Origin of the sequence: Polycladomyces subterraneus (assembly GCF_030433435.1) — a bacterium.
Lineage (GTDB): Bacteria > Bacillota > Bacilli > Thermoactinomycetales > JIR-001 > Polycladomyces > Polycladomyces subterraneus.
This window is the reverse complement of record NZ_JANRHH010000045.1, coordinates 18,689-44,762: the sequence shown is the minus strand read 5'-3', so window position 1 is coordinate 44,762 and position 26,074 is coordinate 18,689. Positions and strand designations below refer to the sequence as shown.

Annotated in this window: 27 protein-coding genes and 2 pseudogenes; 20 read left to right on the top strand and 9 right to left on the bottom strand. The window is 52.9% G+C overall.

Features of this window, described 5'->3' with window-relative positions; translation table 11 throughout:
- Positions 1-237 precede the first annotated feature (237 nt).
- Complete coding sequence (locus NWF35_RS12715; RefSeq protein WP_301239554.1) at positions 238-1,023, bottom strand: phosphotransferase; 786 nt, start codon at positions 1,021-1,023, stop codon at positions 238-240.
- A gap of 66 nt (positions 1,024-1,089) precedes the next feature.
- Positions 1,090-1,284, bottom strand: a complete 195-nt coding sequence (locus NWF35_RS12710) for a hypothetical protein (protein ID WP_301239553.1) — start codon at positions 1,282-1,284, stop codon at positions 1,090-1,092.
- Positions 1,285-1,434: 150 nt separating this feature from the next.
- Here NWF35_RS12710 and NWF35_RS12705 point away from each other — a divergent pair, with 150 nt between their 5' ends.
- Both NWF35_RS12705 and NWF35_RS12700 read left to right on the top strand, forming a co-directional pair.
- Positions 1,435-2,271, top strand: coding sequence for an MBL fold metallo-hydrolase (locus NWF35_RS12705; protein ID WP_301239552.1), 837 nt, complete (start codon positions 1,435-1,437; stop codon positions 2,269-2,271).
- Positions 2,272-2,470: 199 nt separating this feature from the next.
- A complete protein-coding gene (locus NWF35_RS12700) occupies positions 2,471-3,406 on the top strand; it encodes a DMT family transporter (protein WP_301239551.1) in 936 nt (311 codons plus the stop codon).
- 29 nt (positions 3,407-3,435) lie between these two features.
- Here the strand turns inward: NWF35_RS12700 and NWF35_RS12695 are convergent, their stop codons facing one another.
- Positions 3,436-3,579: a hypothetical protein gene (locus NWF35_RS12695; RefSeq protein ID WP_301239550.1), complete on the bottom strand. Its 144-nt coding sequence runs from the start codon at positions 3,577-3,579 to the stop codon at positions 3,436-3,438.
- 77 nt (positions 3,580-3,656) lie between these two features.
- On the opposite strand from NWF35_RS12695, the gene NWF35_RS12690 reads away from it, so the two are divergent.
- A complete protein-coding gene (locus NWF35_RS12690) occupies positions 3,657-4,172 on the top strand; it encodes a VOC family protein (protein WP_301239549.1) in 516 nt (171 codons plus the stop codon).
- Here the strand turns inward: NWF35_RS12690 and NWF35_RS12685 are convergent.
- Positions 4,138-4,920 carry an undecaprenyl-diphosphate phosphatase gene (locus NWF35_RS12685; RefSeq protein WP_301239547.1) on the bottom strand — a complete coding sequence of 261 codons (783 nt, stop codon included), beginning with the start codon at positions 4,918-4,920 and terminating at the stop codon, positions 4,138-4,140. The two genes, NWF35_RS12690 and NWF35_RS12685, sit on opposite strands and share 35 nt — an antisense overlap.
- Positions 4,921-5,063: 143 nt before the next feature.
- Here NWF35_RS12685 and NWF35_RS12680 point away from each other — a divergent pair, with 143 nt between their 5' ends.
- Positions 5,064-7,217, top strand: coding sequence for a heavy metal translocating P-type ATPase (locus NWF35_RS12680; RefSeq protein WP_301239546.1), 2,154 nt, complete (start codon positions 5,064-5,066; stop codon positions 7,215-7,217).
- Positions 7,214-8,041: a pyridoxine/pyridoxal/pyridoxamine kinase gene (gene pdxK / locus NWF35_RS12675; RefSeq protein ID WP_301239545.1), complete on the top strand. Its 828-nt coding sequence runs from the start codon at positions 7,214-7,216 to the stop codon at positions 8,039-8,041. The genes NWF35_RS12680 and pdxK overlap by 4 nt, the downstream gene beginning before the upstream one ends.
- 121 nt (positions 8,042-8,162) lie before the next feature.
- Here pdxK and NWF35_RS12670 read toward each other — a convergent pair whose 3' ends face one another.
- Positions 8,163-8,597 carry a TlpA family protein disulfide reductase gene (locus NWF35_RS12670; RefSeq protein ID WP_301239543.1) on the bottom strand — a complete coding sequence of 145 codons (435 nt, stop codon included), beginning with the start codon at positions 8,595-8,597 and terminating at the stop codon, positions 8,163-8,165.
- A 14-nt stretch (positions 8,598-8,611) separates the two neighbouring features.
- Positions 8,612-9,472, bottom strand: coding sequence for a DMT family transporter (locus NWF35_RS12665; RefSeq protein WP_301239541.1), 861 nt, complete (start codon positions 9,470-9,472; stop codon positions 8,612-8,614).
- Between the two features lie 172 nt (positions 9,473-9,644).
- Between NWF35_RS12665 and NWF35_RS12660 the strand changes: the two genes are divergently transcribed.
- The 11 genes from NWF35_RS12660 to modB all read left to right on the top strand — a co-directional run bounded on the left by NWF35_RS12660 (position 9,645) and on the right by modB (position 19,223).
- The gene (locus NWF35_RS12660; protein WP_301239539.1) at positions 9,645-9,788 is read left to right on the top strand and encodes a hypothetical protein; all 144 of its coding nucleotides are present in this window, start codon (positions 9,645-9,647) and stop codon (positions 9,786-9,788) included.
- A gap of 809 nt (positions 9,789-10,597) precedes the next feature.
- Entirely contained in the window at positions 10,598-11,194 is a 597-nt protein-coding gene (locus tag NWF35_RS12655; RefSeq protein ID WP_301239538.1) for a DUF1802 family protein, read from the top strand.
- A 177-nt stretch (positions 11,195-11,371) separates the two neighbouring features.
- A complete protein-coding gene (locus NWF35_RS12650) occupies positions 11,372-12,355 on the top strand; it encodes an NAD(P)H-quinone oxidoreductase (protein ID WP_301239536.1) in 984 nt (327 codons plus the stop codon).
- Positions 12,356-12,443: 88 nt separating this feature from the next.
- The gene (locus NWF35_RS12645; protein WP_301239535.1) at positions 12,444-12,800 is read left to right on the top strand and encodes a carboxymuconolactone decarboxylase family protein; all 357 of its coding nucleotides are present in this window, start codon (positions 12,444-12,446) and stop codon (positions 12,798-12,800) included.
- A gap of 190 nt (positions 12,801-12,990) precedes the next feature.
- Positions 12,991-14,787 carry a M3 family oligoendopeptidase gene (locus NWF35_RS12640; RefSeq protein WP_301239533.1) on the top strand — a complete coding sequence of 599 codons (1,797 nt, stop codon included), beginning with the start codon at positions 12,991-12,993 and terminating at the stop codon, positions 14,785-14,787.
- Between the two features lie 45 nt (positions 14,788-14,832).
- Entirely contained in the window at positions 14,833-14,976 is a 144-nt protein-coding gene (locus tag NWF35_RS12635; protein WP_301239531.1) for a hypothetical protein, read from the top strand.
- Between the two features lie 14 nt (positions 14,977-14,990).
- Positions 14,991-15,305 (top strand): hypothetical protein, encoded by a 315-nt coding sequence (locus NWF35_RS12630; RefSeq protein WP_301239530.1) that lies wholly within the window; start codon positions 14,991-14,993, stop codon positions 15,303-15,305.
- On the top strand, positions 15,295-15,840 hold the full coding sequence (locus NWF35_RS12625) for an RNA polymerase sigma factor (RefSeq protein ID WP_301239529.1): 546 nt from the start codon (positions 15,295-15,297) through the stop codon (positions 15,838-15,840). Before NWF35_RS12630 ends, NWF35_RS12625 begins: the two co-directional genes overlap by 11 nt.
- Entirely contained in the window at positions 15,837-17,390 is a 1,554-nt protein-coding gene (locus tag NWF35_RS12620) for a DUF4179 domain-containing protein (protein ID WP_301239528.1), read from the top strand. Before NWF35_RS12625 ends, NWF35_RS12620 begins: the two co-directional genes overlap by 4 nt.
- Before the next feature lie 367 nt (positions 17,391-17,757).
- Positions 17,758-18,561, top strand: coding sequence for a molybdate ABC transporter substrate-binding protein (modA, locus tag NWF35_RS12615; protein WP_301239526.1), 804 nt, complete (start codon positions 17,758-17,760; stop codon positions 18,559-18,561).
- Positions 18,558-19,223, top strand: coding sequence for a molybdate ABC transporter permease subunit (modB, locus tag NWF35_RS12610; protein ID WP_301239525.1), 666 nt, complete (start codon positions 18,558-18,560; stop codon positions 19,221-19,223). The genes modA and modB overlap by 4 nt, the downstream gene beginning before the upstream one ends.
- A gap of 610 nt (positions 19,224-19,833) precedes the next feature.
- Here the strand turns inward: modB and NWF35_RS12605 are convergent.
- Both NWF35_RS12605 and exaC read right to left on the bottom strand, forming a co-directional pair.
- Positions 19,834-20,211 (bottom strand): DUF779 domain-containing protein, encoded by a 378-nt coding sequence (locus tag NWF35_RS12605; RefSeq protein WP_301239524.1) that lies wholly within the window; start codon positions 20,209-20,211, stop codon positions 19,834-19,836.
- Between the two features lie 18 nt (positions 20,212-20,229).
- Positions 20,230-21,762: an acetaldehyde dehydrogenase ExaC gene (gene exaC / locus NWF35_RS12600; RefSeq protein WP_301239523.1), complete on the bottom strand. Its 1,533-nt coding sequence runs from the start codon at positions 21,760-21,762 to the stop codon at positions 20,230-20,232.
- Positions 21,763-22,103: 341 nt separating this feature from the next.
- On the opposite strand from exaC, the gene NWF35_RS12595 reads away from it, so the two are divergent.
- Together NWF35_RS12595 and NWF35_RS12590 are read left to right on the top strand one after the other, a co-directional pair.
- Positions 22,104-24,023, top strand: coding sequence for a sigma-54-dependent Fis family transcriptional regulator (locus NWF35_RS12595; RefSeq protein WP_494515712.1), 1,920 nt, complete (start codon positions 22,104-22,106; stop codon positions 24,021-24,023).
- A 30-nt stretch (positions 24,024-24,053) separates the two neighbouring features.
- Complete coding sequence (locus NWF35_RS12590; RefSeq protein ID WP_301239519.1) at positions 24,054-24,404, top strand: Mpo1-like protein; 351 nt, start codon at positions 24,054-24,056, stop codon at positions 24,402-24,404.
- Here NWF35_RS12590 and NWF35_RS12585 read toward each other — a convergent pair.
- Positions 24,401-24,946: a GNAT family N-acetyltransferase gene (locus NWF35_RS12585; RefSeq protein WP_301239518.1), complete on the bottom strand. Its 546-nt coding sequence runs from the start codon at positions 24,944-24,946 to the stop codon at positions 24,401-24,403. The two genes, NWF35_RS12590 and NWF35_RS12585, sit on opposite strands and share 4 nt — an antisense overlap.
- A 284-nt stretch (positions 24,947-25,230) precedes the next feature.
- On the opposite strand from NWF35_RS12585, the pseudogene NWF35_RS12580 reads away from it, so the two are divergent.
- Positions 25,231-25,335: pseudogene (locus tag NWF35_RS12580) on the top strand (FMN-binding negative transcriptional regulator); the annotation flags it as partial.
- Between the two features lie 15 nt (positions 25,336-25,350).
- Positions 25,351-25,898: pseudogene (locus NWF35_RS12575) on the top strand (tripartite tricarboxylate transporter permease); the annotation flags it as partial.
- Positions 25,899-26,074 lie beyond the last annotated feature (176 nt).

The window sequence follows — 26,074 nt, the reverse complement described above, 5'->3', positions numbered from 1 at the left end:
CGAACCAATCACTCCCACTGGATAAAACCATGAGAGTGAGTGAAAAGGAACTAGCGTACTGGTAGCAGGTACGCCGCCCATGTGGGTACATACGGCAGAAACGTAGAACTGCATGGGATGGGTGATGACACACCCCTTAGCTTGAGGGTTGCCCGAAACAGAAATGGACTGAGGGCGTTAACCACTCAAGAATCCCACGGCTTTAGCCGTGTGGAGTGTCAAGAAACGAAATCTAGCTCATTGATGGCTGATTAGCTGTTCGATTCGAAACAGTAACCTCTTCTTTTCTTCTGTTGGAACACTTTCTGTCAATCTTGCTGCGTCAACAGGAAGTTCCCAAGTGTTGATTTGTTGCAGAGAGCAGTTTGACAATCGGATGTAAGCATTAAGATATTCTTGAATGATGCGATCTCGTAAGCTTTCAACGACACGATCAGAAATCGAAGCAAATCGATAAATCAACACTGTTCTTGCAACATCTGCCAACGGATGGCCGCAGGTTCCGTCCATCCAATCAATGATGGCTGTGCCTTGAGAGGAGATGATGATGTTATAGGTATGAAAATCTCCGTGGCAAACTTGGCTTCCTTCGGGTAGAAGCTCAAGATGACGAAGAATAAACTTTTTTGTGTTTGCAGAAAGTAAGTCCGTATGATGTACGCGCCTACTTAGTATATCCTTTTGTGCTGGTAATCCCAGACCATTTTTTCGATGTATCGCATCATGTAAAGCGGCCAGATTGTGTGAGAACTTTTTGGTATTTTCGGGTTCTTGGGAGATTGCTTGTGTCAAGGTAGGTCCATCGATCCGCTCGTAGATAATCCCTTCCCTTCCTCGGTATTGCCTTCTTTCAAACACTTTTGGAACGTTTAGTCTCAGTTTTTCCACTACTCTGCTTACAGAGAACTCCCGGTTGATAGAAGAAACGGAGATCCCCATGTGAAACAACTTGATAATTCGATTTTCTTCCCATGGATATATGTCTGCTGTGTAACCTTGTCCAAGTCTTTCTCTATTTATCATTGGAGAACACTCCTTATTCTATTTGAGAAAAAGGTTACAAAAACTGAACGATTATATCACCTGAGATTAACAACAATCCCCCAACGAAATAATAGAGTGACCGCTGAGTGACCGCTTGGCATCCTGGCGCTTCGCCTTCTGAGTTTTCATGTGTTCGATTTGGGCATCTATATAGCGGTTGTCGCGGTTTCCCATGGCGGTTTTGGCTGCATACAAGGCGATTACCCCGATCAAGATCATCAAGGACCCGATGGCGTTCATATGGAACCCTCCATCATTTTGGAAATCTAGCAATTGCTCTATGTTCCACTTCGGTTGGGTGTATCCTTCACAATTTGCCTGAAAAGGAGAAAAAACTGATATTGTCAGCGTGTTTTGTGCTAAGATAGAAAACAACCTGAAGAATCACGGGTGACCAAGGTGACAAAGTTGCAATTATCCATTCAACATCATGATCACGTCCAGACAGTCAAAGGTACGTTTTCGTATATGGGGCATACGCTTCGCTTTTATTGGTATTGCGTCGACCGGCTGTGGATCGATACCGGCCCGCCGAGGGCACGAGACCATGTGGCGGCGTTAGCAGCGGAGCAACCTCCTTCAGTCGTGGCGCTGACCCATTTTCACGAAGATCATTCCGGAAATGCGGGATGGTTGGCCCGTACCTATGGTATTCCGGTGATGATGAGCGAGGAAACGGCCCGGATCCTGAAGCAGCCTCCGAGCATTCCCGTCTATCGGAAATGGGTGTGGGGGCAGATGGAGCCGGTTTCGGGAACCGTCGCAGAAGAAGTGTTGCAGACGGAACGTTATCGGTTTCGCGTCATTCCGACACCTGGCCATAGCCAAGACCATATCGCGTATTTGGAAGAAGAGCGAGGATGGTTGTTTTCGGGTGATTTGTTTTTGGGGACCCGATTACATTACGGTATGCGCGGAGAATCAGTGGCAGACATGATCGCCTCGATTGAGCGCGTTTTGGCATATCCGTTTGAGACAGTGTTTTGCGCCCATGCCGGTGTAGTGAAGGAGGGGCGCAAATCGTTGGAGGCGAAACGTCGCTTTTTGTTGGAGTTGGTGGAGGAAACCCACCATCTCGCACAAAAAGGAATGCCGGCACGCCTCATTGCCCGGAAACTGTTACAGGGCTCCACACTGTTGGAATGGTTTTCATTGGGCGAGATGGGGGCGATTCACTTGATTCGCTCCATTTTGAAGGAGAAGAGGGAGCCGGTCAAACGACTTTGACGCATTATCTCCCGAAGGCGGGTATATATGATCCTTGGGCCGTGTTTCCGTTACCCATCACGATTTCAATGTGGCGGGCCTGTCCCGTGCCGTGGCATTCTACAATCCGCTGATGTATTTTCTCGGATTTTTAAAAGAAGCGGACCATCTCGATAGGGTGATGTACAACAACGGGCGTATGTAGGAAAGGGAGAGAGTCGTGGACGAAAGCATGGAATCGAAAGCGTTGCCGGCGCCGATAAGGGTGCTGCTTTTGGCTGTCGGCGTGGTGGCGGTGTCGTTTTCCGCTATTTTCATCAAATGGTCTGACGCGCCGGCAGGAGTGCTGGGCATGAACCGGCTGCTGATCACCATGGTGCTGATGCTTCCGTGGGTGTGGAAGCGCCGCGGCGAATGGACCACGCTCAGCCGGCAGGAGTGGGGATGGCTTATCTTGTCCGGGGTGTTTCTCGGGCTACACTTCTGGGGGTGGATCTCCTCATTCCACTATACCAGTGTGGCCAGTTCGATGGTGCTCCTCAACACCGCGCCCTTGTTCACCGCTATGGGGGCATTTCTGGCTTTTCGTCAGCGGTTCGGCCGCGTCGCGCTCAGTGGCATGGGGCTGGCTCTGGCGGGCTCTGTGATGGTAGCCGGAGCCGACCTGCAGGTGGGCAGGACGGCTTGGATTGGCGATCTCTTGTCTGCGTTTGGTGCATTGTCGGTCGCCATCCATATGCTGATCGGTGAGCAGCTCAGAAACAAGCTGTCCTCCACGGTTTACAGCTTTTCCGTGTTCGGCGTTGCCTCTCTTCTCCTGATGGCGATGAATCTGGCGGATGGGGTTCCACTGTTTGACTGGCCCTCCCGGGAGTGGGGGATTTTCCTGCTTCTGTCGCTGGCGCCTACGGTGTTCGGGCATGTACTCTTTAACTGGTTGCTGAAGTTTGTCGGTGCGGTCACGATCCAGACGGCGATCCTGGGCGAGCCGGTGGGAGCGATTTTGCTGGCTCTCTGGCTCCTGGGCGAGCCGGTAACGACGGTTCAGATCCTGGGCTGCGCGCTGACCATTGGCGGCATTGCTTGGTATCTGCGGGAACAGGCAGACCGGGCGGCATCAGGGGGTAAACGGCTCACGGATCAGAGATCTGTATGATCAATCATTTTTAGAAGTCATTTCAAAATTCACTGATCCTGAATCCCTTGCACTGCCACTCCGTTTTCCCAGCTCGCTATAGTATACACTGTGGGTAGCGGTTTGCCGATCCGCCGTTCCACCGCAAATGTCCGGGACTGAACCATATTGCCTTTTAAAAGGAATGCCGGCACGCCTCATCGCCCGGAAACTGTTACAGGGCTCCACCCTGTTGGAATGATTTTCGTCGGGAGAGATGGGGGCGATTCACTTGATTCGCTCCATTTGGAGGAGAAGCGGGGGCCGTTCAAACGACTTTGACGCATCATCTCCCGAAGGCGGGTGTGTAGGATCCGTGGTTCGTGTCTCCTTTTCCCATCTCGATTACAATGTGGTGGACCTGTCTCACGCTGTGGCGTTCTACGATCCGCTGATGCATTTTCTCGGATTTGAAAAAGAAGCGGACCATCCCGATTGGGTGCTGTACAATAACGGGCGGATGAAACTGTGTTTGGTGCAGTGTGAACAGCGGTATGCCGATCCGCCGTTCCACCGCAAGCGTCCGGGACTAAACCATATCGCCTCGGCCGAAGATGTGGATCGGACCGCCCAGTTTTTGCGGGAAAGAAATATCCCCATCCTCTATGACAGCCCGGGGCAGTTTCACGATACGATCCGTTACTATGCCGTCTTTTTCGAAGACCCGTTCCGATTGAAGCTGGAAGTCGTGTACAGCCCGGATTACTTTGGGGTTAAAAAAGTCCCGACCACTGCATTAGCAGAATAAGCACTCCCAACCCCCACACGTACCAGGCAAACCCTTTGAGTGATCCACGGCTCAGAATGCGGACCATCCAGCGAACGGCCGCGTAACCGCAGATCCCGGCCATGGCCGTTCCGATCAATAGGGAGGACAGGGAGATATGCTCTGCCCGCACGTCCAACAGTTTGGCGCCTTGCAACAGGACTCCGCCACCGATGGCCGGAATGGAGAGCAAAAACGAATAGGAGGCCGCGGCGGATGTTTCCACGTTGCGCCACAACGCTGCGGCGATGGTCATCCCCGAGCGGGAGACAGCGGGGAGAATGGCCGCACTTTGGGCCAATCCGATCCATAGTGCATCGGTGTAGGTGAGGTCATTGATCCCTTTGTGACCACCTGCTTTTATCCGGCCAGCCCAGTATAATACTGCGCCGGTGATAAGAAACTCCCATCCGATGGTGACACCCGTTTGCGAGATCGCCTCCAACGTGTCTTCCCAGGTGATGCCCACCACTACCGCGGGAATCGTGCCGACGATCAGCAGTCGTCCCGTTTTTCCCAGCGGATTGCGGCAGATGGCGGCGAGTTCGTCTCCATAAACGGTGATCACTGCTGCGAGCGTACCGAGGTGGAGCATCGTGTCCAGGAACAAACCGGCCGAATCCAACCCGAACAAATGGCGGCCGAGATAGAGATGTCCAGTGCTGCTTACTGGCAAAAATTCGGTCAGTCCCTGGATGATACCCAGCATCATCGCTTCCAACCAGTTCATTGTGTTCGCTCCTTTCGCTTTCTGGTCTATGTGTATGGGCGGGATTGGGGGAGAATGTCCCACCGCTTTCATTCTCCGCTTTTTCGCAATACAATGTGGATAAGCGGGAATCATCCATGTGTGATTTCGAAGGAGGATAACGGGTGACGCTCAGGGGACAGGCGAAGCATCGCGAACAGCATGTCTACCCGTTGGCGGGATTGACTTGCGCCGATTGCGCGGCCAAGTTCGAAGAAAAAGTGCGTCAAGCGGAGGGAGTGATCGATGCCCGCGTCCATCTGGCCACTTCCCGGCTGGTGGTGACGGGGCGCAAGCTGAGCATCGAGGAAGTGGAGCAGCTTGGAGCCTTTGACGACATCCGTGTAGCTAGGCAGGAAGAGCACATTGGATCGGGGCGGTTCCGTTTGAACGATCCGTTGTTTCTCACAAGCGCCACCGCTTTGGTGCTTGTTTTACTTGCCGAACTGGCTGAGTGGCTGGTGCTTCCTTCGACGGTTTCTATCGGTTTGTTTGCGGCAGCCACTTTATTGGGAGGATGGAACCATTTCCGCCGCGGTATAGTGGGATTGTTACGTTTGGATTTCAATATGAACGCGTTGATGACCATAGCGGTGGCGGGAGCATGGGCCATCAGCTATTGGGAGGAAGCGGCGGTAGTGGCCTTTTTGTTCGGTGTCAGCGGTTGGTTGGAGCGAACCGTGATGGAATCCGCACGCGCCTCGATCAGATCATTGATGGATTGGGCGCCGAAAACAGCGACGGTACGTCGCGAAGGGGAGGAACAATCCGTTCCCGTAGAAGAGTTGAAGGTGGGAGACGTGTTGATCGTCCGTCCCGGAGAGAAAATCGCCGCCGACGGCGAAGTGGTCAAAGGGAGCACAGCCGTCAATCAGGCGGCGATCACCGGGGAGTCCCTTCCGGTGGAGAAGTCGCAGGGAGATATGGTGTTCGCAGGATCGCTCAATCATTCCGGGGCGATCGAGGTGCGGGTGACACGACGGGCGGATGAGACCACCATTGCCAAGATCGTGGCCTTGGTGGGGGAAGCCGAGGAGCAGCGTGCACCTGCACAGGCGTTTGTCGACCGGTTTGCCCGTGTCTATACGCCCATTGTGTTGGCATTGGCTTTCGCTATCGCCGTCATCCCGCCGTTAGCATTGGGAGCGGCGTGGAAGCCCTGGCTGTATGAAGCGTTGGCGCTGCTGATCGTGGCTTGTCCTTGTGCCCTCGTCGTCTCGACGCCAGTTGTCGTCGTGACGGCTGTCGGCCATGCGGCTCGATACGGTGTGCTGATTAAAGGGGGTCTGTACCTGGAAAAGGCGGGCAGACTCCAAACAATCGCCTTCGATAAAACCGGTACGCTGACCCGCGGTGAACCCGTGGTGACGGACATCATCCCCCTGCAGGATCAGAGTGAAGCACAGGTGTTGGTTCTGGCGGCGGGGATTGAGCGGCTTTCCGAACATCCGCTGGCGCTGGCCATCGTTCGGAAGGCGAAGGAAAAACGGGTTCCGGTGGCGCATGTGGATCACTTTCAATCCGTACCCGGCCGAGGGGCGAAGGCCTACATCGCCGGGACCCCCTATTGGATCGGCAGTACGCGTTGGATGGAAGAAGAAGGATTTGATTTGGGTCCCTGGCGGGGGACGATCAACCGCTTGCAGGAAGAAGGGAAAACGGTCGTTGTTTTGGGAAGGGATCAAGAGTCGTTGGCGATCATCGCCCTTACAGACGAATTGCGGGATAATGCCGTTCAGGTGATTCATGCGCTGAAACAGCTCGGTATACACCGTACGGTGCTGTTGACCGGAGATCATGCGGCGGCGGCGCGATCCGTAGCCCGTCGGGCTGATATAGACGAAACGTGTGCAGAGTTGCTGCCGGAAGATAAAGTGCGTCAAGTCCGCCAATATACTGAGGCGGGTGGCCCGATCGGTATGGTGGGCGACGGAATCAATGATGCTCCGGCACTGGCAACCGCCGATGTGGGAATCGCGATGGGCGGGGCAGGGACCGACGTGGCTCTGGAAACGGCGGACATCGTCCTGATGGCCGATGATTTGAGCAAATTGCCGTTTACGGTTCGGCTGAGCCGGGCGGCTCTTCGCGTCATCCGGCAAAATATCGCGTTTGCTGTCGGGATCAAAGTGTTGGCCTTTTTGCTGGCGATACCGGGGTTGTTAACCTTGTGGCTGGCAATTGGAGCAGATATGGGTGCAACGATCTTGGTGTTGTTGAATGGCATGCGTTTATTGAAGGAAAAACCGGATTTGGAAATGAGGAGGGACAACGTATGAGCATTCGTAAAGTACTTACCATCGCAGGATCGGACAGCAGTGGAGGAGCGGGTATTCAGGCTGATTTGAAAACGTTTCAGGAGCGTGGCGTCTATGGTATGACCGCGTTGACGACAATTGTGGCGATGGACCCGGACAATGGATGGGCACATCAAGTGTTTCCTGTTGCCTTAGAAACGTTGAAAGCGCAGATGAAGACGATCGTCGAAGGGATCGGTGTCGACGCGATGAAAACCGGGATGCTGGGCTCCGTGGAGATCATCGAGCTGGCGGCGGAGACGATTGACCGTTATCAATTGAAAAATGTGGTGATCGACCCCGTCATGGTATGCAAAGGAACGGACGAGGTTCTTCATCCGGAGACGGCCGTCGCCTTGCGCGATGTGTTGGTGCCCCGGGCGACCGTCGTGACGCCCAACCTGTTTGAAGCGTGGCAGTTGAGCGGACACGGCCCGATCCGCACGGTGGAGGACATGAAAGCAGCCGCCAAGAAAATCCACGAGTTGGGAGCAAAATACGTGCTCGTCAAAGGTGGCGGCAAGTTGGAACATGAAAAGGCTGTCGATGTTTTTTACGACGGAGAAACGTTCGACATCCTGGAAGGCGAGCGCATCGACACCACGTACACCCACGGAGCCGGATGCACATATTCGGCGGCCATCACCGCTGAGCTGGCCAAAGGTGCGTCCGTTTCGGAAGCGGTCCGCACAGCTAAGGTGTTTATCACCGAAGCGATCCGCCACGGTTTCCCGCTCAACCAATACGTCGGCCCCACCCTGCACGCGGCATATCGCTGGTACAAGGAACAATCGGTGCAACCATGATTGGAAGGAAACCGGTCCGCTTATAAAAGCGGACCGGTTTTTGCTTCGCTCAAAGTTTGCTCGCCGGAAATGCCACGCTTTCTTTGATTCCGACGTCAAGATGCTGCCTTCCCCCTACCCTTCACTCCTTCGGTAAAATCCGCTCCAGCTCCCGCATGATCTCCACCATCGGCACGGTTTCGTCATAAACGCCAGCGATGGTACCGTCAGGCGCAATCAACACCGTGGCAGGGACAGAGGTGATGCCGAACGCATCATATACCCGTCGGCCGTCATCCTTCAGCACGGGAAAGGTATACCCATGCTCCCGTAGGAAGGCCGGGACGGACTCCGGGCGAGATTCCCGTCCGGTAACGTTGATGGACAAAAACGTAAACCGGGGATGTCGGACGAAGCGGTACAGTACCTCTTTTTGCGGGAGGTCCTGTTGGCATGCTCCGCACCACGTCACCCAAAACGACAGCCAGACGGCATGACCACGAAATTGTCGCAAACAAACCGTTTTCTCTCCATCAATGGTGGGCAGGCAGAAGTCAGGCGCTGAGCGGCTGGTCACGAATCATCCCCTCCTCACAAGCGGATCAGAATCAAACCGGCGAACAAAAAGACGAGGGAGCAGGTTTGCAAGAGCGATAATCGCTCCCGGTAGATCAGGATGGACAAAATGGCGACGATCAGGCTGTTAGTGGCAAACATCGGGGCTACGATGCTTGCGGGACCGTCGATCAGTGCGACGGAGTACAATTGCATGCCTAAAAACGAGAAGATGCCGCTCAACAACCCCCAAAACAGCCCCGTCCTGGCTGCCCGGCGCGATTCCGTGTCCCTCGACCGCGGTTGCCGGAGTATCTCCACTATAAACCAGATTAGGCCGATCAGGTATCCGTAAAACAACACGGGTGTGCCGGGTATGTGCATTTCCTGCGTCACTTTGAGTCCCCCGTTTCGGAATGAGAACAGCAGGGTGGCCGTCAACACCAGGGCATACCAGCGCGGGTTGCGGATGGCCAGTTTTTCGTTGCGGTCGATGGGAATGAGCAAAATGGCCAGCACCAACAGGGTTACCCCGGCGGTTTCAAACCAAGACAATCTTTCTCCGTAGACGATCACGGAGAAAAGGATGATCAGCAAAATATTGGTGTTCACAAACGGGGTGGTCAAGCTGGCGGGTCCGTGATCCAACGCCTTCATAAACAGCAAGTTGCCCAGAGTCGATCCCAGGCCGAGCAGGAAGCCGCTCACCAGTGTCGGTACATCTGCCTGAAATGTACCTTCCCTCCACATCCATAGAAAAAAGCCCAGAGTCCCGGTCAGATACAGGCCCAGGAGCAGATGGGCCACGGAACCGCGTCGAGCAGCACTCACTTTCATGAAGAATCCGGCCAGTCCGAACGTGAGCGAACTGAGCGCGGCAATCACAAACCATGCCATGATGCTTCGATCCTTTCGTTTCTATCAAACAACGACTGAAATTACATTAACACAAAATCAGCCCGCTCACCAGATCAGAGATGAGCTCATTTTTATCGTTGGAATATATAAAAATAATTGTATAGTTTTCGAGTCTGGAGGTACTTTATGAGAGGAGAAAGGAGGGACGAATATGAACCGCAACATGAAAGGCGATCGCGAAGTGCCGAAACATGTCGATGCCGTCGAGCAGATGGTGGAATCAACGCCTGATCCGAAAAAGGTGGATGAACTGCGCCAACAACAGCCACAGAGGCAAATTCCACCATCCCGATGACACGGGAGACCGTGTCCGGATTGGACATCGCGTCAACCGGGGCGTAAAACGGAGAGAGCTGAGCAAACAGGGACCATTTGGTCGAGATTTTGAAAAGGGCTTTAAGGAGTGTCTGTCATTCCGTAAGGGAGCAACGTTTTCCCAAGCGAGCGACTTACCAAGTACTGACTGAGCGAAGGTTCGAAAAGCGTAGAGTTGAAATCACGGGCAATTTCCTCAAAGAACTTTGCCCGATTCCTGCTCTGGCAGGGTCGGAGAGTCATCATCTGCTTCCCTGCAGGGTGCAGGTGGAGCGAGCCGGGGAAGCAATGTGGGAGACACACCCAAGAGGAGGTGGCCGAATTCCTGTGAGCGACCTCTGAGCTGGCCGGAAGAGAGAGTGGAAAAACGGCTTACCCGAAATCATGAATGTCCCACCTCAGGCTCAGCAACATACACCGCTTAGGGAGCGGTGTTTTTTTCATGCTGGTTGACCAATCTGTCACGGAACGGATGCCGTGTACGGATGTGGTTCATGGTACAATAAGGATACAGTACGTTCTGTTGAGCAATAGGGTGGCAGGAGACGACGTATCACTACAACTCTCATCTTCGAATTCAGTTTGTCCATGATACTCCAGAGGGAATAAGATGGCGGATCCGGACACCAATGTCTTCACGAAGAGCCGAAGCAAAAACGGCACACCTGTTGCCCAATCATAGATTCCGTCAATATGACGATCCCAATACCCGGTTGCTGATGGCACTGACGTGCATGCGGGTAGGGGCCGATCGACCGGGATCAATGAAAGCATGAAGGAGGAATAAAGATGACGGTGCAAACGTTGACCCCAATCGCATTGAAAGAATGGGCAGTGGCAGTGGAAGCGCTGGCCGAAGGAAAGCAGATTTTGCTCATGCGTAAAGGGGGCATTCATGAGGAAACCCGTCATTTCCAAGTGCAAGCGGATGCGTTCTTCCTTTACCCCACTTATGAACATCAGCAGGAACAAGCCGATCTGGTCAAACCGGAATACCAGGATAGGCTGCAAGAAACGATGAAAGAGTGGAACCCGGAAGCCCAGACCAACACCGTCAAATACTTTGCCAGCCTGGCTGAAGACATCGAAATCTCGGACGAAGAGGCACTGCATCGTTTGTCGTCGTTTCATATCTGGGTGCCCGACTTTGCCGTGAAACGATTGAAGTGGAAACGGAAACAACCGTTGCATTTGCTTTTGGTGCGCACCTACCGGTTGGAGCGCCCGTTGGAAGTGCCGATTTTGGAAGAGTATCTGGGTTGCCGCTCGTGGATCCGCTTGCCGGAAGAGCTGATTCGGGAGACGTCGGCGGCGGAGCCGGTATTGTCCGATGCGGAATTTGAGCAGCAAGTGCGGGAGATCAAACAGGCACTGGGTCGTGCGTGATATGGCCGACAGTGTTACGTGAAGCGCTGTCTACCGCTTGTGGTACGGGAGAAGGAAAAACGGTCATCCTGATCTGATGAACTGCGAGTGAGACGTCTCTGTCACGGCTTCACGTGACTAAGTCTTGATCGTCCTAAGAGATAGTAGTTGTGCCAATCACGGGAAAGGAGACGAATGATGCGAGCGATTCTCGTGAAGGAACCCGGTGGTGTGGAACAACTGTACTTGGGTGAATATCCGACTCCCGAACCCAAACCGGACGAGCTGCTGGTACGGGTAAAAGCGACGTCCCTCAATCGGGCGGATATTTTGCAGCGGCGCGGCCAATATCCGCCGCCGCCGGGTGCCAGTCCCATTCTGGGTTTGGAAATGGCGGGGATTGTGGAAAAGACGGGGACGCAATGCACACAGTTTCGCGAGGGGGATCGGGTGTTCGGTCTGCTTCCAGGTGGTGGGTATGCCGAGTATGCCGTCATCCCCGAATCGTTGGCTATGCCGATTCCCGATCACTTGGACTTCACGGAAGCGGCGGCCATCGCGGAAGTGTTTCTTACCGCCTATCAGGCGATGTTTTGGTTGGCTGATCTCCAAGCGGGTCAGTACGTACTGATTCACGCAGGAGCCAGCGGCGTGGGCACGGCCGCAATTCAACTGGCCAAAGAAGCCGGTTTCATCCCGATCGTCACCGCCGGGACGGAGGAAAAACTGGCGTTCTGTCGTGAGTTGGGTGCGGTCGCGGCGTTCAACTACAAGGAAGGCCCTTTCGCCCCCAAAGTAATGGAAGCGACTGAAGGTACAGGTGTGCATGCCGTCCTCGATTTTGTCGGTGCGCCGTATTGGCATCAAAATGTGGAATGCCTGACTACAGATGGGCGGCTCGTTCTCATCAGCACATTGGGCGGTGTCAAGGTGGCCGAGGTAAATCTGGCACCGTTGCTAGCCAAACGCATTCATGTGATCGGCACCACCTTACGTGCCAGGAGTGTGGCGTATAAAGCCCGGTTGGTCCGTGATTTTACCCGATTTGCATGGCAACGGTTTGCCGATGGGCGGTTACGCCCGATCATCAACCGCGTTTGGTCATGGACACAAGTGCGAGAAGCGCACCGATACATGGAAGAAAACCGGAATATCGGAAAAATCGTCCTGCGGGTAGAATGACGGAGTGTTGCATGCATGTCTGTCCTATGAAGGGCAAATGCTAGCATTGTCAAGCAAATCACATCATGCCCGAAAGGACGGATGATTGATGGACCATTCCGTTATTCAAGACGCCCTGCAGGAATACAAGGAAGGATTGGGTGAGCTGGAGCGCCATCTCCCGGAAGTGGCTCGCCACTACCATGCATTCACCCATGCATGTTTCACAGACGGAGAGCTTTCGAGTCAGGTCAAACATCTGATCGGTCTGGCGCTGGGTGTCCTCACTAATGATGAGTATTGCATCTTGTACCATACGAAAGGAGCGGTGGACCAAGGCGCCAACGACATGCAAGTCATGGAGGCTGCCGCGGTATCCGCCGCTTTCGGTGGAGGTTCCGCCATGGCTCAGGCCGTGACGTTGGTGCAGGATGCGTTGCAGGCGTTTAGCGGTCACACCCATTAACTAACCGGGGAGAGAGGATCTCCCCCTCTTTTTTATTGCCGACTTGCGCTATGATAAAAAGAGGAAATTTGTGCTTCACTGTTACATAGTGAATCAGTAGAACGTGCCTGATTAATCCGGATGTAAAAATTCAGAAACGCATTGGCATCGGATGAGATGAACGATGGGAAATCAGTGAGAAGGTGATGACATGAGCAAACAAAAATATAACTTGAAATGGGATTTAGATTGCTTTTTTCCAGGAGGGAGTGCATCTCCTGAGTTTGAACAGTTCGTCAATGACCTTTCGGGGCGAATTGATGAACTGAAGCGGGAGATCACGAAACTGGCCAATCTCAAGCCGGCGAACCCTGATCGTTGGTACGAGACGTTGGCGCGTGCACAAGAAGCCACCAGTCGGTTGTATCAGGCGAGCGCTTTTGTCAGTTGTTTGACCGCTCAGGATGTAAAGGATGAAAAAGCGAAATTGTGGCGAGGGCGACTCACGCAATTGGGTGCCGCTTACCGGGCCGCGATGACGGCGATGGATGACGCGCTCTTGAAAGTGACGGATTCCGATTGGGCGGGATTGCTGCAAGACGAACGTCTTCAGCCAATCGCCTTTTACTTGGAAGAACGGCGTCGACATGCCAAGGAGAAACTTTCTCCCGAGATGGAAACTTTGGCGGGAGATTTGTCCGTTGATGGATACCATGCTTGGGGTCAACTGTACAACACCGTCGTCGGCAGGATGCAAATCCCTGTGGAGGAGAAGGGGAAAACCGTTCACCTCTCCGTCGGGCAGGCGTCCAACCGGTTGTCCCATCCCGATCGCCGCGTACGCCAATCCACTTTTGCCGCGCTGGAAAAGGCTTGGTCGCAGGAGGCAGAGTTGTGTGCCGCATCACTTAATCATTTGGCGGGATATCGTTTGAATTTGTACCGTCACCGGGGTTGGGATTCGGTGTTGAAGGAGCCACTGGATGACAACCGAATGTCGGCGGAAACCCTGGAGACGATGTGGCAAGTGATCGAGAAAAACAAGCCCCGCCTGATCTATTATATGGATCGAAAAGCGTTGTTGCTGGGAGTGGACGCTCTCAGTTGGTACGATTTGAGTGCACCCCTTCCGGGAGAGGAAAAACAGATTCCGTATGATGAGGCCGCCAATTTCATCGTAGAACAGTTTGGGCACTTCGACCCGGAGATGGCGAAGTTTGCCCGTCATGCGTTTGAGAACCGTTGGATTGAAGCGGAGGATCGTCCCGGCAAACGACCCGGCGGTTTCTGTACGAGCTTCAAACTTTCCCGCCAATCCCGGATTTTCATGACCTATGCGGGGACATCTAGCAACGTTTCCACCTTGGCACACGAGTTGGGTCATGCGTACCATCAGCACGTGATGAACGACTTGCCTGAGTTTGCTCAGGATTATGCGATGAACGTGGCAGAAACGGCATCGACGTTTGCGGAGCTGATCGTTACCGACGCCGCCATTCGCCATGCTTCTTCGAACAAGGAAAAATTGAAACTGTTGGAAGATAAACTGCAACGCGCCGTGGCCTTTTTCATGGATATTCATGCCCGTTTCCTGTTTGAGACGCGGTTTTATGAACGGCGCAAACAGGGACCGGTCAGTGTGGAGGAATTGAACGCGCTCATGTTGCAGGCGCAAAAGGATGGTTTCCATCACGCACTCAGTGTCTACCATCCGTATATGTGGGCTTCCAAACTGCACTTTTATATCACCGGTGCACCGTTTTACAATTTCCCGTACACCTTTGGCTTCCTGTTCAGTACCGGTATTTACGCCCGAGCACAAGCAGAGGGACCTTCGTTCGCCCGGAAATACGCGGCGTTGTTACGCGATACGGGGCGCATGACGGTGGAAGACCTTGCGAGGAAACACTTGGGCGTTGATTTGACGCAACCGGAATTTTGGCAGTCGGCCGTGGATACGGTACTCGAAGATGTCGATCTGTTTCTGGAACTGACAGAGACCAAGTGAGTAGATGACGCTTCAGTGCATCAAAGCCCAGGGTGATCGGTAAATGTGAAACTGGTGAGGATCAGCAGGGAGCAGCTTTTGAACTGTAAGCTGGGATATTTCCTCGACCGGGAGCACACCGGCAGGTGGCTGGACACAGAAACGGTACGGTTGGCTGTCCGTTCCTCGAAGAGCGGGGTCTTCAACTGAACGAGACGGGAGTTATGCCCGAACATCGCTTTTATCCAAGTGCTGGAGAAGGCTGGCTTTGTCCGGGAGGGGGTGGGCCGGAAGAATCTGAAGATCAAGGGCCGCTGGAAAGACCAAGTGATGTATCCCTGCTGGATGAGGAGTACTTTGCGGCCGCGGAAAAATTGATATTTGAAAATCGGGTTCCATACCCCGTTCTTCTTTATGCTCTGCTCCGTTGCCATTCCCGGCGCGGAGTTTTTCTTTTTTCGGTGAGAAGCCACCGGCTCTCCGGCGTATCAAGGGTAAAACAGAAATCAGCAGATGGGAGTGCAGGACATGCCGGATGATCTGACCTTGGTACGGAAGGTTCTCGCCGGAGACCTGGATGCGTTTGATGCCCTGGTTCTCCGCTACAAGGACCGCGTGTACCGCCTCATGCTCCGGATGATCGGTAATCCGGAAGACGCCCAGGATTTGACGCAGGAAGTGTTCATCAAGGTGTACCGGAACCTTCAGCGGTTTGATTCTTCACGTCGCTTTTCCACCTGGCTGTATCGGATCGCCTTCAACCGCTGCGTGGATGAACTCCGGAAGCGCGACAGAATGGGCGCCGTCCCGACCGATGGGGAGCCGCCCGGAAGCGAAAGCGCTGAAAGCATCGTTCTGAAACAGGAGGTATACCGGTCGCTCATGGATCGGATCTATGACTTGCCAGAACACTACCGGAGGGTGTTTCTGCTCAAGTATCTGGATGATTTGAGTTACGCGGAGATTGCTCACGTGCTAGGCATCACGGATGATGATGTGAAAAACCGCCTCTACCGGGCGAGGAAGAAGCTCAGAGAACAGAAAACGCTCAGGAAAGCGGGGAATGGAGCATGAAATGTCCCGGTCTGAACGTGTTGTTCGCGTATCTGGATGGTGAACTGTCACCGGAAGAGAGGAGCCAGACGGCGGCCCATCTGTTGAAGTGCCCGGCGTGCCGATCTTTGCTGGACGAGTGGAAAGATGAGGATCAGCAGTTCCGTGAGGTTTTGACCGAACCGTCCCTGCCGAACTCCTTTGTGGCGGAAGTGCGGAAGGAAGTAGAGAAGATTGCTCGGAAGTCCGCCTGTGGCGCCGGACCGGAAAAGTCGGGGGCAAGAAAATCCGGATTCAAATGGATGAAGCGAACCGCCGCGGCCTTCGCTTTTCTGGTGTTGGGAATCGGAATCACCGCTTGGGCTTCACCGACGTTTGCGGAATATTTGACGGCCACTTTCCGGGATTTCGGTTTACTCCCCGGAGTTGTCAAGAAAAATGAATACCGCAACGGCTACAGCGTGACGGACAAAGGATATACGTTGCGTGTCACGGAAGTGCTGGCCAACACCAATGAGGTGTATTTCATATACCAAGTGGAGAGGGACGGCAAGATCCTGGATGTGCGCGACATCAGCAAAGACCGTCATTTTCTGGCCATTCGTTCCAAATTGTTTGATGCACAGGGGAAATGGATCAATACCATGGAGTCTCACAGACCTGCCAAAGATTGGCGGTCGGAAATGGTCGGTTTAAAGGGTTTCAACCAACCCAAAAATTCCCGGATCACCTTGGTCGTGAAGGCCAAGTCCATTCAGGGCGTTCAAGGAAATTGGGAGTTGAAAATCCCTCTGGATCTCAGTAAAGCCCGTGTGCAAAAATTCAAGCCCGGTGAGCAAAGGGTGACCCCCGACGGAAAGTTTGCATTCACGCTCAAGGAAGTGTCTTACACTCCCACCAGTGCGCAGATTGTTGCCGGTGTTCGACTGAATGGACAAGAAGAGGCCAGGCACAAAGAACGGCGCCCGGAACTTCACTTTGCATACCAGATCGTGGATCAAAGTGGCGAGGTGATCTCCGGCACGCACCATGAGGACAAATGGGTCATGCGTTATCACGTCTTTCCCAAAGGCGGCGGTGGAGAGGAATACAATTTCGGTCCTCTTCCGAAAAAACCATTGTATTTGCTGTTTGATGCCGTCTATTTGGCTGAACTGACCGACAAAACTTATGAGTTCATTCCTGGCCGGGAGCAGACGATCCGGTTGAACCGCGCCGCCTACACGCTCAACAATGCGAGATTGGGCAAAACAACCGCCTCCTTGCCAAAAACGCCGAACCATCTGCTCGTCGACTTGACCAAAACTTCCGTGGTGGAAAATGAGGATCCCCTCCTGATCGCCAAAGAAGATTTGTGGCTGGTATACGATGAGTCTGGGAAGGAGTATTCGGGAATGGTCATTAACGACAATGGACGTTGGGTGCTGGAAGTTCCGGACCTTTACCGAGTCCCTGAGGAAGCTGAAAATCCGACCGTACGATGTCACAGCGTACAAGTATCAGGTGAAGATTCCGCTGCCGAAACAGAAATGAATAGACGAAACCATATAAATGCTCCTCCATTTTTATAAGGACCGAGGAGAAACGCCCTTCAGGGTAGGGATGATAGCCAGCGAAAACTCGTTAAACGAAATCACCCAGGCTTGGACGAAGCCATTGTGGATGAATGTGGGTTACCACGCCAGATGAAGCGAGAAGCCTCGGCGACAAATAGAGTGCCCCTGGTGCTTTAGCCGTGTGTAACAAGTCACAGTGGATCACTTTTCTCATATCCTCGTTGGCGATGAGGAGCCAGTCATAAGAAAAGCAATGGTTTCCCAGAATACAGGCAGTGGATCACTTCGCCCGGCCAGATACCGGCCGGGCTTTTTCATGCTAAAATAGAAATGATTCGAGATACATGAACATGAAAAAATGTATTTTCTTTTGGAGGTTCCTATGAGAAGACTCGCTCAATCGTTCAGTTGGATTGCAATTGTGCTGCTGTTGCTGATGGTTGTTGCCTGCAATCGGGGGGAAAATCAAGCCCATCCACAACCGGTGGAAATCTCGGTACTGGCGGCCGCCAGTCTGACTGATGCCATGAAAGAAATTAAGTCCCGATATGAGTCCACACATCCCGGCGTCCAACTTGTACCCAGCTTTGCGTCTTCCGGCAAGCTGAAACAACAGATCGAACAGGGGGCTCCTGCAGATCTGTTTATCTCTGCCGGAGCGAAAGAGATGGATGCGTTGGTTCGGGAAGGGATTGTCGATCCGAGTGATCGTTCTGATTTGCTCAGTAACGAATTGGTCCTGATCGTGCCGAAAGAATCCCGCGTGAAAGTGAGCGGGTTTTCCGACTTCACATCCCCCCAAATCAAAACGATCGCTATCGGGCAACCTGAAACGGTACCAGCCGGTCAATATGCGAAACAAACATTGGAACACATGAACTTGTGGAAGCAGGTGCAATCCAAGTTGGTGTTCGCAGGTGATGTTCGCCAAGTGCTCGCTTATGTAAAAACGGGAAATGTCGATGCGGGGATCGTGTATCGGACGGATATCCGAACTGCCCATGACGTAGAAGTAGTGGCTGAGGCTGATCCGAAAACGCATCAACCGATCGTGTATCCGTTCGGTATGATCAAAGCGACCCAGCACCCCAAGCAAACACGAGATTTCTATAATTGGTTGCGCAGCCCCACAGCAATGAAAATCTTTCAAAAATACGGATTTGAAAAGGCGCATCATCCGGTATGATGAATCAGGATTTCTGGTCACCCATTTGGTTGTCTCTGAAAATAAACGGGGTTGCCAGCATTTTCGTGTTTGTTCTTTCCCTTGTGGCTGCATGGTGGATGAAAGGACGTTCTTTTTATGGAAAAAGTGCGGTAGAGACCTTGTTGATCCTGCCCCTTGTCTTGCCGCCCACGGTGGTCGGTTTTGGACTGCTCGTTCTGATGGGGCGAAATAGCTGGATCGGACAAGCAATTGAATGGTTGTTTCATCAGCCAGTACTCTTTACCTGGTGGGCGGCCGTGATCGCTGCGGTTGTGGTGGCTTTTCCCCTGGTATATCAGACGCTGAAGAACGGTTTTGAGTCGGTGGATCGGGAATTGGAAGATGCGGCCCGATCAATGGGAGCTGGGGAATGGCAGGTATTCCGATATATCACGCTCCCATTGTCGTGGCGATCGCTTTTGACGGGGTATGTGCTTGGATTTGCGCGAGGAATGGGAGAGTTTGGTGCGACTCTGATGGTGGCGGGAAACATCCCGGGAAAAACGCAAACCATTCCCACCGCCATTTATATTGCCGTAGAATCGGGTGACACACAGTTGGCCGCCTACTGGGTTGCTTCCACGGTGTTGCTTTCATTTACATTGTTGGCCATTGTCCAGCGGATGAAAATACGCTCGTGACATCCTCCCCCAAATAAATTCGGGGCTTCCACTTAGGATGCATACAGTGAAGCGCTGTACTTCGGTTCAGTGACACCATGCCAACCAAGATGGGAGGACATGGTCACGGGCCGTGCCGTGTCAAATCCGCTTGAGCTTTCTAACCGCAAGAGCAAAGGTATAAACCTCGATGCTTTCGATTAGAAACCAGAATCTGGAAAAAAGAGTGACAAGTTCTAGAAGTATGGCTGTTACGAAGTTTGCTCTTAAGTTCAGGGTGTTTTAGTAAAAAGTGTCCTTACTGTAGCCTTTCAATGTCGACACAGTGCTTTTATTGCTTCTTTCAGTGTCTCACCAACTGATTCACGCAGAACTTTTCTGCGATATTTGGTAGATCATACGAAATGGTAATGAAAGCCATAAACCGCTGTTCCTTTTCACTGCCAAGATTCTTTTCTCATAACCATTTTGGTATACCTTATATCAAGAATTTTCAATCTTAAACAGAAGAGGATGTCCGTGTATCCCCTCAAAGAATTGAGGGGGATTCCTGCCCTCTCGCTCTCCCCCAATTTTCTAAATCAAAGAAAAAGGCAGGATCACCAACGACCCTGCCTGGATCAGGAACCGATCAGCCGGGGGTACGAATCGGCTCCAGCCGTTCCCGTTCCTCCGCCGTAAACGGGCGGGACCGGATGAGAAAGCGCACACCCAATGGGATTTCCAGGGAGAATGAGGCCCCCCTACCGGTGGTGACATCCACCGTGAGTTGCGTATGCTTCCAGTATTCGAATTGGGAACGGGACATATAGAATTCACAGCCGTCGATTTCGCCGAGCAACACATCGTTGGAACCGACCCGGAACTCTCCTTTGCGAAAGCACATGGGGGAGGAACCGTCACAACAACCGCCGCTTTGGTGAAACATCAGCTCGCCGTGTTCAGCTCGCAATTGCTCAATCACACGTTTGGCCTCATCGGTGACAAGTACGCGTTTGACCGATTCCATTGAAACCGACTCCCGGGTTTAGAAGAATCCCATCGGATTCTTGTCATAGGAGATCAACACGTTTTTCGTTTGCTGATAGTGTTCCAGCATCATTTTGTGATTTTCCCGACCGATACCGGATTGTTTGTACCCGCCGAAGGCGGCATGTGCCGGATACAGGTGGTAGCAGTTAACCCACACGCGGCCGGCTTCAATCTTCCGGGCGATTTGGTAGGCCTGATGCACATCGCGTGTCCAGAGACCGGCACCCAGGCCGTATAGTGTGTCATTGGCGATTTCCAGCAGTTCCGTTTCATCCTTGAACGTGGTGACGGAAACGACCGGACCAAAGATTTCCTCTTGGAAGATGCGCATTTTGTTGTGCCCTTCAAAGACGGTCGGTTCGATGTAGAAGCCGTTCGGGTAGCGTTCGTTTTGATACGGTCGGCCACCGGTAAGGCATTTGGCTCCTTCTTCCTTGCCGAGGGCGATATAGCTCAGGATCTTTTCATATTGATCGTTGGAAGCTTGCGCGCCGATCATCGTGTTTGGATCGAGCGGGTCGCCCATTTTGATCTTCTTCACTCGTTCCAGCGCCCGTTCCATAAAGACGTCATAGATCGATTCCTGGATGAGAGCACGGGATGGACAGGTGCAGACTTCCCCCTGATTGAGGGCAAACATGGTGAAGCCCTCCAGAGCCTTATCCAGGAATTCGTCATCGGCTTCCAGCACGCTTTCCGTAAAGATGTTCGGCGATTTTCCGCCCAGCTCCAGCGTGACTGGTGTGATATTTTCGGAGGCGTACTGCATGATGAGGCGCCCGGTAGTCGTTTCTCCTGTGAAGGCCACTTTGCCCACACGGGGAGACGATGCGAGCGGTTGACCCGCTTCCGGCCCGAAACCGTTAACCACGTTGACCACACCCGGCGGGAGCAGATCAGCGATCAATTCCATGAGGAGTAGGATGGTAACCGGTGTTTGTTCCGCCGGTTTCAGCACCACACAGTTGCCGGCGGCCAAAGCGGGAGCCAGTTTCCACGCCGCCATCAGGAGCGGGAAGTTCCAGGGGATGATTTGCCCGACGACGCCGATCGGTTCTTTAATATGAAGCGATACCGTGTTGGCGTCAATTTCGGACATGCTGCCCTCTTCACCGCGAATCACGCCGGCAAAATAACGGAAGTGATCAATGGCCAGCGGCAGGTCAGCATTCAGCGTTTCGCGGATCGGCTTTCCGTTGTCCCAGGTTTCTGACAAAGCCAGTTTCTCCAGATTTTCCTCCATACGGTCGGCGATTTTCAGCAGGATATTGCTACGCTCGGTGACGGGGGTGTTCGCCCACTTTTCCTTGGCGGCATGTGCTTTGTCCAGAGCATACTCAATATCTTCTTTTCGGGAGCGGGGAACACGGGTAAACACCTGACCGTCAACTGGAGAGATGTTGTCGAAATACTCTCCGCCCACCGGCGGGACCCATTCTCCACCGATGAAGTTTTCATATTGCGACCGATAGTGAACCAAGCTCCCCTCCGTATTGGGTTTTTTGTAGCCGGACAACGTGATGCTCATCCTTCCCAGCCTCCTTGAAAAATAGTTTGGTAGGGCTTCCGCCCCTCAGGAAAGAGCAAATTCCGTGCCAGACGCTCACAACCCGAAACACGGCTATCACTTGTTCCGGTTTGTGTTCCGGCAGTGTATCGGTGTTTCAGTTTGAAACAGGATTTTCTGAAATCAATTGAAATTTCCGAACTTAAACGCTATACTCAAACTTGGAAGACACTGGGTGTGTCTGATCAGCTGATGAGAAGCCAACGCTTTGTTCAGGGCGTGTGTCATTCGTAAGGGAGCAATGTTTTCCCAAGCGAGCGAAAACCGAAGCCCTGACTGAGCGAAGAGATGGGAAAGTGGACATGATGTATCAGACACGTCTCAGTCGATCGCGGAGGGATTTTATGCAAACGGAGCCGAAACTAAATGAGCTTCCCCCGATGTTGGTGTCGTCGTGGAAACGAAGTCGCAAATGGGGTGTCGATCCCAAAAGGGTGCAAGACGAGTTGCTGACCGACGGCGAACTGGAAGACCGGAGGGAGCGGATGCACGATTTGTTCCAGGCCTGCGCGCCAGTATTGGAAACGTTGTATACACAGGTGAGGCATTCCGCTTTCATGGTGTTGGTATCCGATCGGGACGGATATATCGTGGCCAAGTGGGGGGATCCGCCGTTTACCGAACGTGCGTCTCGAGTCCGGCTGGATGTCGGGGCCAATTGGGAAGAACGGGTGAAAGGTACCAATGCGATCGGTACGGCCTTGGCAGAATCCAAACCGATTACGGTTTGGGGAAACCAGCATTATTGTGAAGAGAATCGGTTTTTGACCTGCTATGCGGCTCCTTTGTATTCACCGACGGGAGAACTGTTGGGGATTCTCGACGTCAGCGGCGATGCCCGGCTACATCATCCTCATACGTTGGGGATGGTGATCACGGCCGCGCAAGCGTGTCAGGCTCGTCTGTTGTTGCATCAGGCCCGACGTGAACTGGTCTTGCATTTGCGGGAAGCAGACGCGATGATGGAAAGTTTGAGTCATCCGATGATCGCCGTCGATACGGAAGGGCTGATCACCCGGGTGAATCAGTCCGCGGCTAGGTGGTTGGGACACGCGATGGAAGATTGCATCGGCCAACCGCTGACCCGTTGGTTTGATCCCGACGAGGTAAAAGCACTGCTTACCAGTTCGGTCCACGATGTGAGCGTTCTGAAGCCCATCTTCACGGACAGGGACGTTTCCTGGGTGGCCAAACCCATCCTAGACGATCGGAAACGGACGTTCCGCATTCATCTTGTTGGTCGGATTCCGGTGAACAGGCCTACCGTCGAACAGACAGCCGTTTCCAATCTGGTGATAGGTTGTCCCAAGGTGCGGGAAGTGTTTGAGCTGGCGATTCGGATCGCTCCCTCCCCTCTTACGTTGCTGATCCGTGGGGAAACCGGGACAGGCAAGGATCGGCTGGCACGTGCCGTTCACGAGGCCAGCGGGAGAAAAGGGGCGTTTGTTGCCGTCAACTGTGGGGCGATTCCCGAGACGCTGGTGGAGTCGGAATTGTTCGGATACGAAAAAGGTGCATTTACGGGGGCGCGAAAGGACGGATACAAAGGGAAGTTTGAAGCGGCTGATGGGGGCACGCTGTTTCTGGATGAGATCGGGGACATGCCGCCCGCTTCACAAGTGGCGTTGTTACGTGTTTTGGAGGAAAAGAAAGTGACCCGGATCGGTTCCCACCGGCCGATCCCGGTTGATGTACGCGTGATCGCCGCGACGCATCAGAATTTGGAACAGGCTGTTGCAGAAGGCCGTTTCCGTGCTGATCTCTTTTACCGTTTGCGCGAGATGGAATTGGTTCTGCCGCCCCTTCGGGAACGAACCGATCTGCGGTTGTTGGCGGAACATTTTTTGGAGAAGGTGGAGCAGGAGCTGGGACGTGCGATCGGTGTTTCAGCTGAGGTGTGGTCCATCCTCGAACAGCACGATTGGCCGGGAAATCTCCGTGAACTGAGGCAAGTGATCCGGCAGTCGGCTTATCAAGCGTGTTTGATTCGTGGGGTGGATTGGATCAGCCCACAGGACCTGCCTCCCCTGAAGCGCGAAAAGCCCGAAACGGGAAAGACGGTTCCTTTTCTCTCGATCGACGACGCTGAAGAGCAGGCCATTGCTCAGGCGATTCAAGCCGCACGCGGCAATCTTTCGGAGGCGGCCCGACTGCTCGGGATCGGCCGAACCACGTTGTATCGGAAATTGCGCAAATACCCCCATCTCAAACCGACATGTTGAATCGGTAAACAAAAAGAGGAGGTGTTCACCATGTTCTCTGATTTTCAATCGTTCTGGCTACATTACTTGAGACAGCACAGCAAGAAGAAGACGCGACAGTGGCACGCGGCGGGCACATCGATGGTGGTGGTGTGCGCAGTGTTGGCGTTGGTCACTCTGGAATGGAAGTGGCTGTTGTTGGCGCCTGTGATCGCGTACGGACTGGCGTGGTACAGCCACTTTTTCATCGAGGGAAACAAACCAGCGACGTTCGGTCATCCGTTTTGGTCATTGGTTGCTGATTTTCGTATGGTGTTTCTCATGTTGACCGGCAAACTGGATGCGGAGTTGAAGAAAGCGCAGCTCGGGCATGTCGAGATGCGCTCGTCCGAATGGGATTAATCATTTTCATTAATTATCGCCAAAATTTGATGATCTCTCCATTCTCCATTGATCTTCACATTCTTTCTCGCAATGCCCTCTTTTTCAAAACCCGCCTTTTCGAGGACGCGGATAGAAGCGATATTGTGCGGCATGACACCCGCTTCGATGCGGTGAAGGTTGAGCTCTTCAAATGCAAACTTGACGGCAAGGCGTACGGCCTCTGTCATATAGCCATTTCCGTTGTGTGCTTGATCAAGATAATAACCGATCCAACAACTGCGAAGATGAGGCGCATGAAGAATCTCCGATAAAGTGACCTTCCCGATCAGCTCATTTGTTGCGTTTAAAAATATGCCGAAAGCGTATAATTCACCTTGTTTTCGCTTTTCGATCTCACCTCTGATATTCAGCAATTGCGCTTCCAAAGTGAAATAGGCATCATCACGATCAGGTAAGTAGTGCTGAAAGAAATCCCGGTTTCTCATATGTAGATCCAGTATTGCCTGTGCATCTGACTCTTCTAGAAAACGAATATAAACACGGTTTCCGACCCATTTCATTTTTCCACCTTCTTAAAATGATTTGATATTTCTCCGCAACGATTTAACCATCCAACTGGGAAACGTTCCCGTCCCGATTCGTGATTCCGTCGAGCCAACTGCCGATGTCTACTAACTACAATGCCAAGTTTATGGGTGAAATCACGTTGACCTGCCGCGTTGAGACTATTATATCCCGCTCCCTGTGAGGGAGAAAGCCCCTGTGGCGCGGGCTTCTTTCCGATCAGCGGATTCGATGTTGATTTCGCAGACATCATTTGGCCAATTTTTGAAACAACCTTGATGTGACGGATAAGGAAAAATTGATCCATTTTATAAAGGAGAACAGTTTCGGGATCTTGTTTTCATGGACTGTCTGTCGTGCCACCGCTTCGCATTTGCCGTTCCTGCTGAAAGAAGACGTGCCGGAGTCGGCCAACAACGGGGAGTCCGGTGGTCCCATGATCCAAATGCTGACGCTGGGGATTCTTGGTTCCGGCACGCGGCTATCCTCATGGGAGCACTGATCCTGTACAACATTCAGCCTGGTCCGCTGCTGTTTTTGGAACATCCTCACGTGGCATGGGGCTTGATTGCCAGCATGTTCATCGGCAATGTGATGTTGTTGATCCTCAATATGCCACTGGTTAAGATGTTTGCCAAGATTATCGAAACGCTGTCGAAATATTTAGCTGATGATCGCCATTTCCGTGTTCGGGGTAAATGCCCTCCAAGACAACAGTTTTGACGTGTTTTTGTTGATCGGTTGGGGCGTGATCGGGTACGTGCTCTCTCAAAATGATTTTCCGTTGGCACCGCTCGTTCTGGGCCCATGATCGAGAACAACATGCGGCGGGTGCTCACCGCTTCCAACGGCGACTGGACGGTGTTCCGATGTCATTGTTTTTCCTGTTGGCTGCCGTTGGGATGGTTGTCGTGTTGTGACGAAACTGCTCAAGAGAGAAAGGCATAGTTTCTGAAGGTAAGCTGATCAGAAAAACTGAAAATCTTCGTTTTCTCTTTTTAACCACTTGCGATTTCACGCGCCATTTTCTTTCCCGACCCAGAATCGCTACGCTCAAAGGTCGTTGTCAGAAATTCGATCAACCACTTTTAAGAGGGGAAAGGCGGTTTTCAGACGGGAGGCCA

What these genes read in the sequence shown, in the direction of transcription:
- NWF35_RS12590 (WP_301239519.1), top strand. Translation starts at nt 24,054, where the DNA reads ATGTTCTCTGATTTTCAATCGTTCTGGCTACATTACTTGAGACAGCAC.
- NWF35_RS12585 (WP_301239518.1), bottom strand. Translation starts at nt 24,946, where the DNA reads ATGAAATGGGTCGGAAACCGTGTTTATATTCGTTTTCTAGAAGAGTCA.
- NWF35_RS12650 (WP_301239536.1), top strand. Translation starts at nt 11,372, where the DNA reads ATGCGAGCGATTCTCGTGAAGGAACCCGGTGGTGTGGAACAACTGTAC.
- exaC (WP_301239523.1), bottom strand. Translation starts at nt 21,762, where the DNA reads ATGAGCATCACGTTGTCCGGCTACAAAAAACCCAATACGGAGGGGAGC.
- NWF35_RS12715 (WP_301239554.1), bottom strand. Translation starts at nt 1,023, where the DNA reads ATGATAAATAGAGAAAGACTTGGACAAGGTTACACAGCAGACATATAT.
- pdxK (WP_301239545.1), top strand. Translation starts at nt 7,214, where the DNA reads ATGAGCATTCGTAAAGTACTTACCATCGCAGGATCGGACAGCAGTGGA.
- NWF35_RS12625 (WP_301239529.1), top strand. Translation starts at nt 15,295, where the DNA reads ATGCCGGATGATCTGACCTTGGTACGGAAGGTTCTCGCCGGAGACCTG.
- NWF35_RS12710 (WP_301239553.1), bottom strand. Translation starts at nt 1,284, where the DNA reads ATGAACGCCATCGGGTCCTTGATGATCTTGATCGGGGTAATCGCCTTG.
- NWF35_RS12620 (WP_301239528.1), top strand. Translation starts at nt 15,837, where the DNA reads ATGAAATGTCCCGGTCTGAACGTGTTGTTCGCGTATCTGGATGGTGAA.
- NWF35_RS12595 (WP_494515712.1), top strand. Translation starts at nt 22,104, where the DNA reads ATGATGTATCAGACACGTCTCAGTCGATCGCGGAGGGATTTTATGCAA.
- NWF35_RS12630 (WP_301239530.1), top strand. Translation starts at nt 14,991, where the DNA reads ATGCCCGAACATCGCTTTTATCCAAGTGCTGGAGAAGGCTGGCTTTGT.
- NWF35_RS12640 (WP_301239533.1), top strand. Translation starts at nt 12,991, where the DNA reads ATGAGCAAACAAAAATATAACTTGAAATGGGATTTAGATTGCTTTTTT.
- NWF35_RS12645 (WP_301239535.1), top strand. Translation starts at nt 12,444, where the DNA reads ATGGACCATTCCGTTATTCAAGACGCCCTGCAGGAATACAAGGAAGGA.
- NWF35_RS12655 (WP_301239538.1), top strand. Translation starts at nt 10,598, where the DNA reads ATGACGGTGCAAACGTTGACCCCAATCGCATTGAAAGAATGGGCAGTG.
- NWF35_RS12685 (WP_301239547.1), bottom strand. Translation starts at nt 4,920, where the DNA reads ATGAACTGGTTGGAAGCGATGATGCTGGGTATCATCCAGGGACTGACC.
- NWF35_RS12660 (WP_301239539.1), top strand. Translation starts at nt 9,645, where the DNA reads ATGAACCGCAACATGAAAGGCGATCGCGAAGTGCCGAAACATGTCGAT.
- NWF35_RS12605 (WP_301239524.1), bottom strand. Translation starts at nt 20,211, where the DNA reads ATGGAATCGGTCAAACGCGTACTTGTCACCGATGAGGCCAAACGTGTG.
- NWF35_RS12665 (WP_301239541.1), bottom strand. Translation starts at nt 9,472, where the DNA reads ATGGCATGGTTTGTGATTGCCGCGCTCAGTTCGCTCACGTTCGGACTG.
- modB (WP_301239525.1), top strand. Translation starts at nt 18,558, where the DNA reads ATGATGAATCAGGATTTCTGGTCACCCATTTGGTTGTCTCTGAAAATA.
- modA (WP_301239526.1), top strand. Translation starts at nt 17,758, where the DNA reads ATGAGAAGACTCGCTCAATCGTTCAGTTGGATTGCAATTGTGCTGCTG.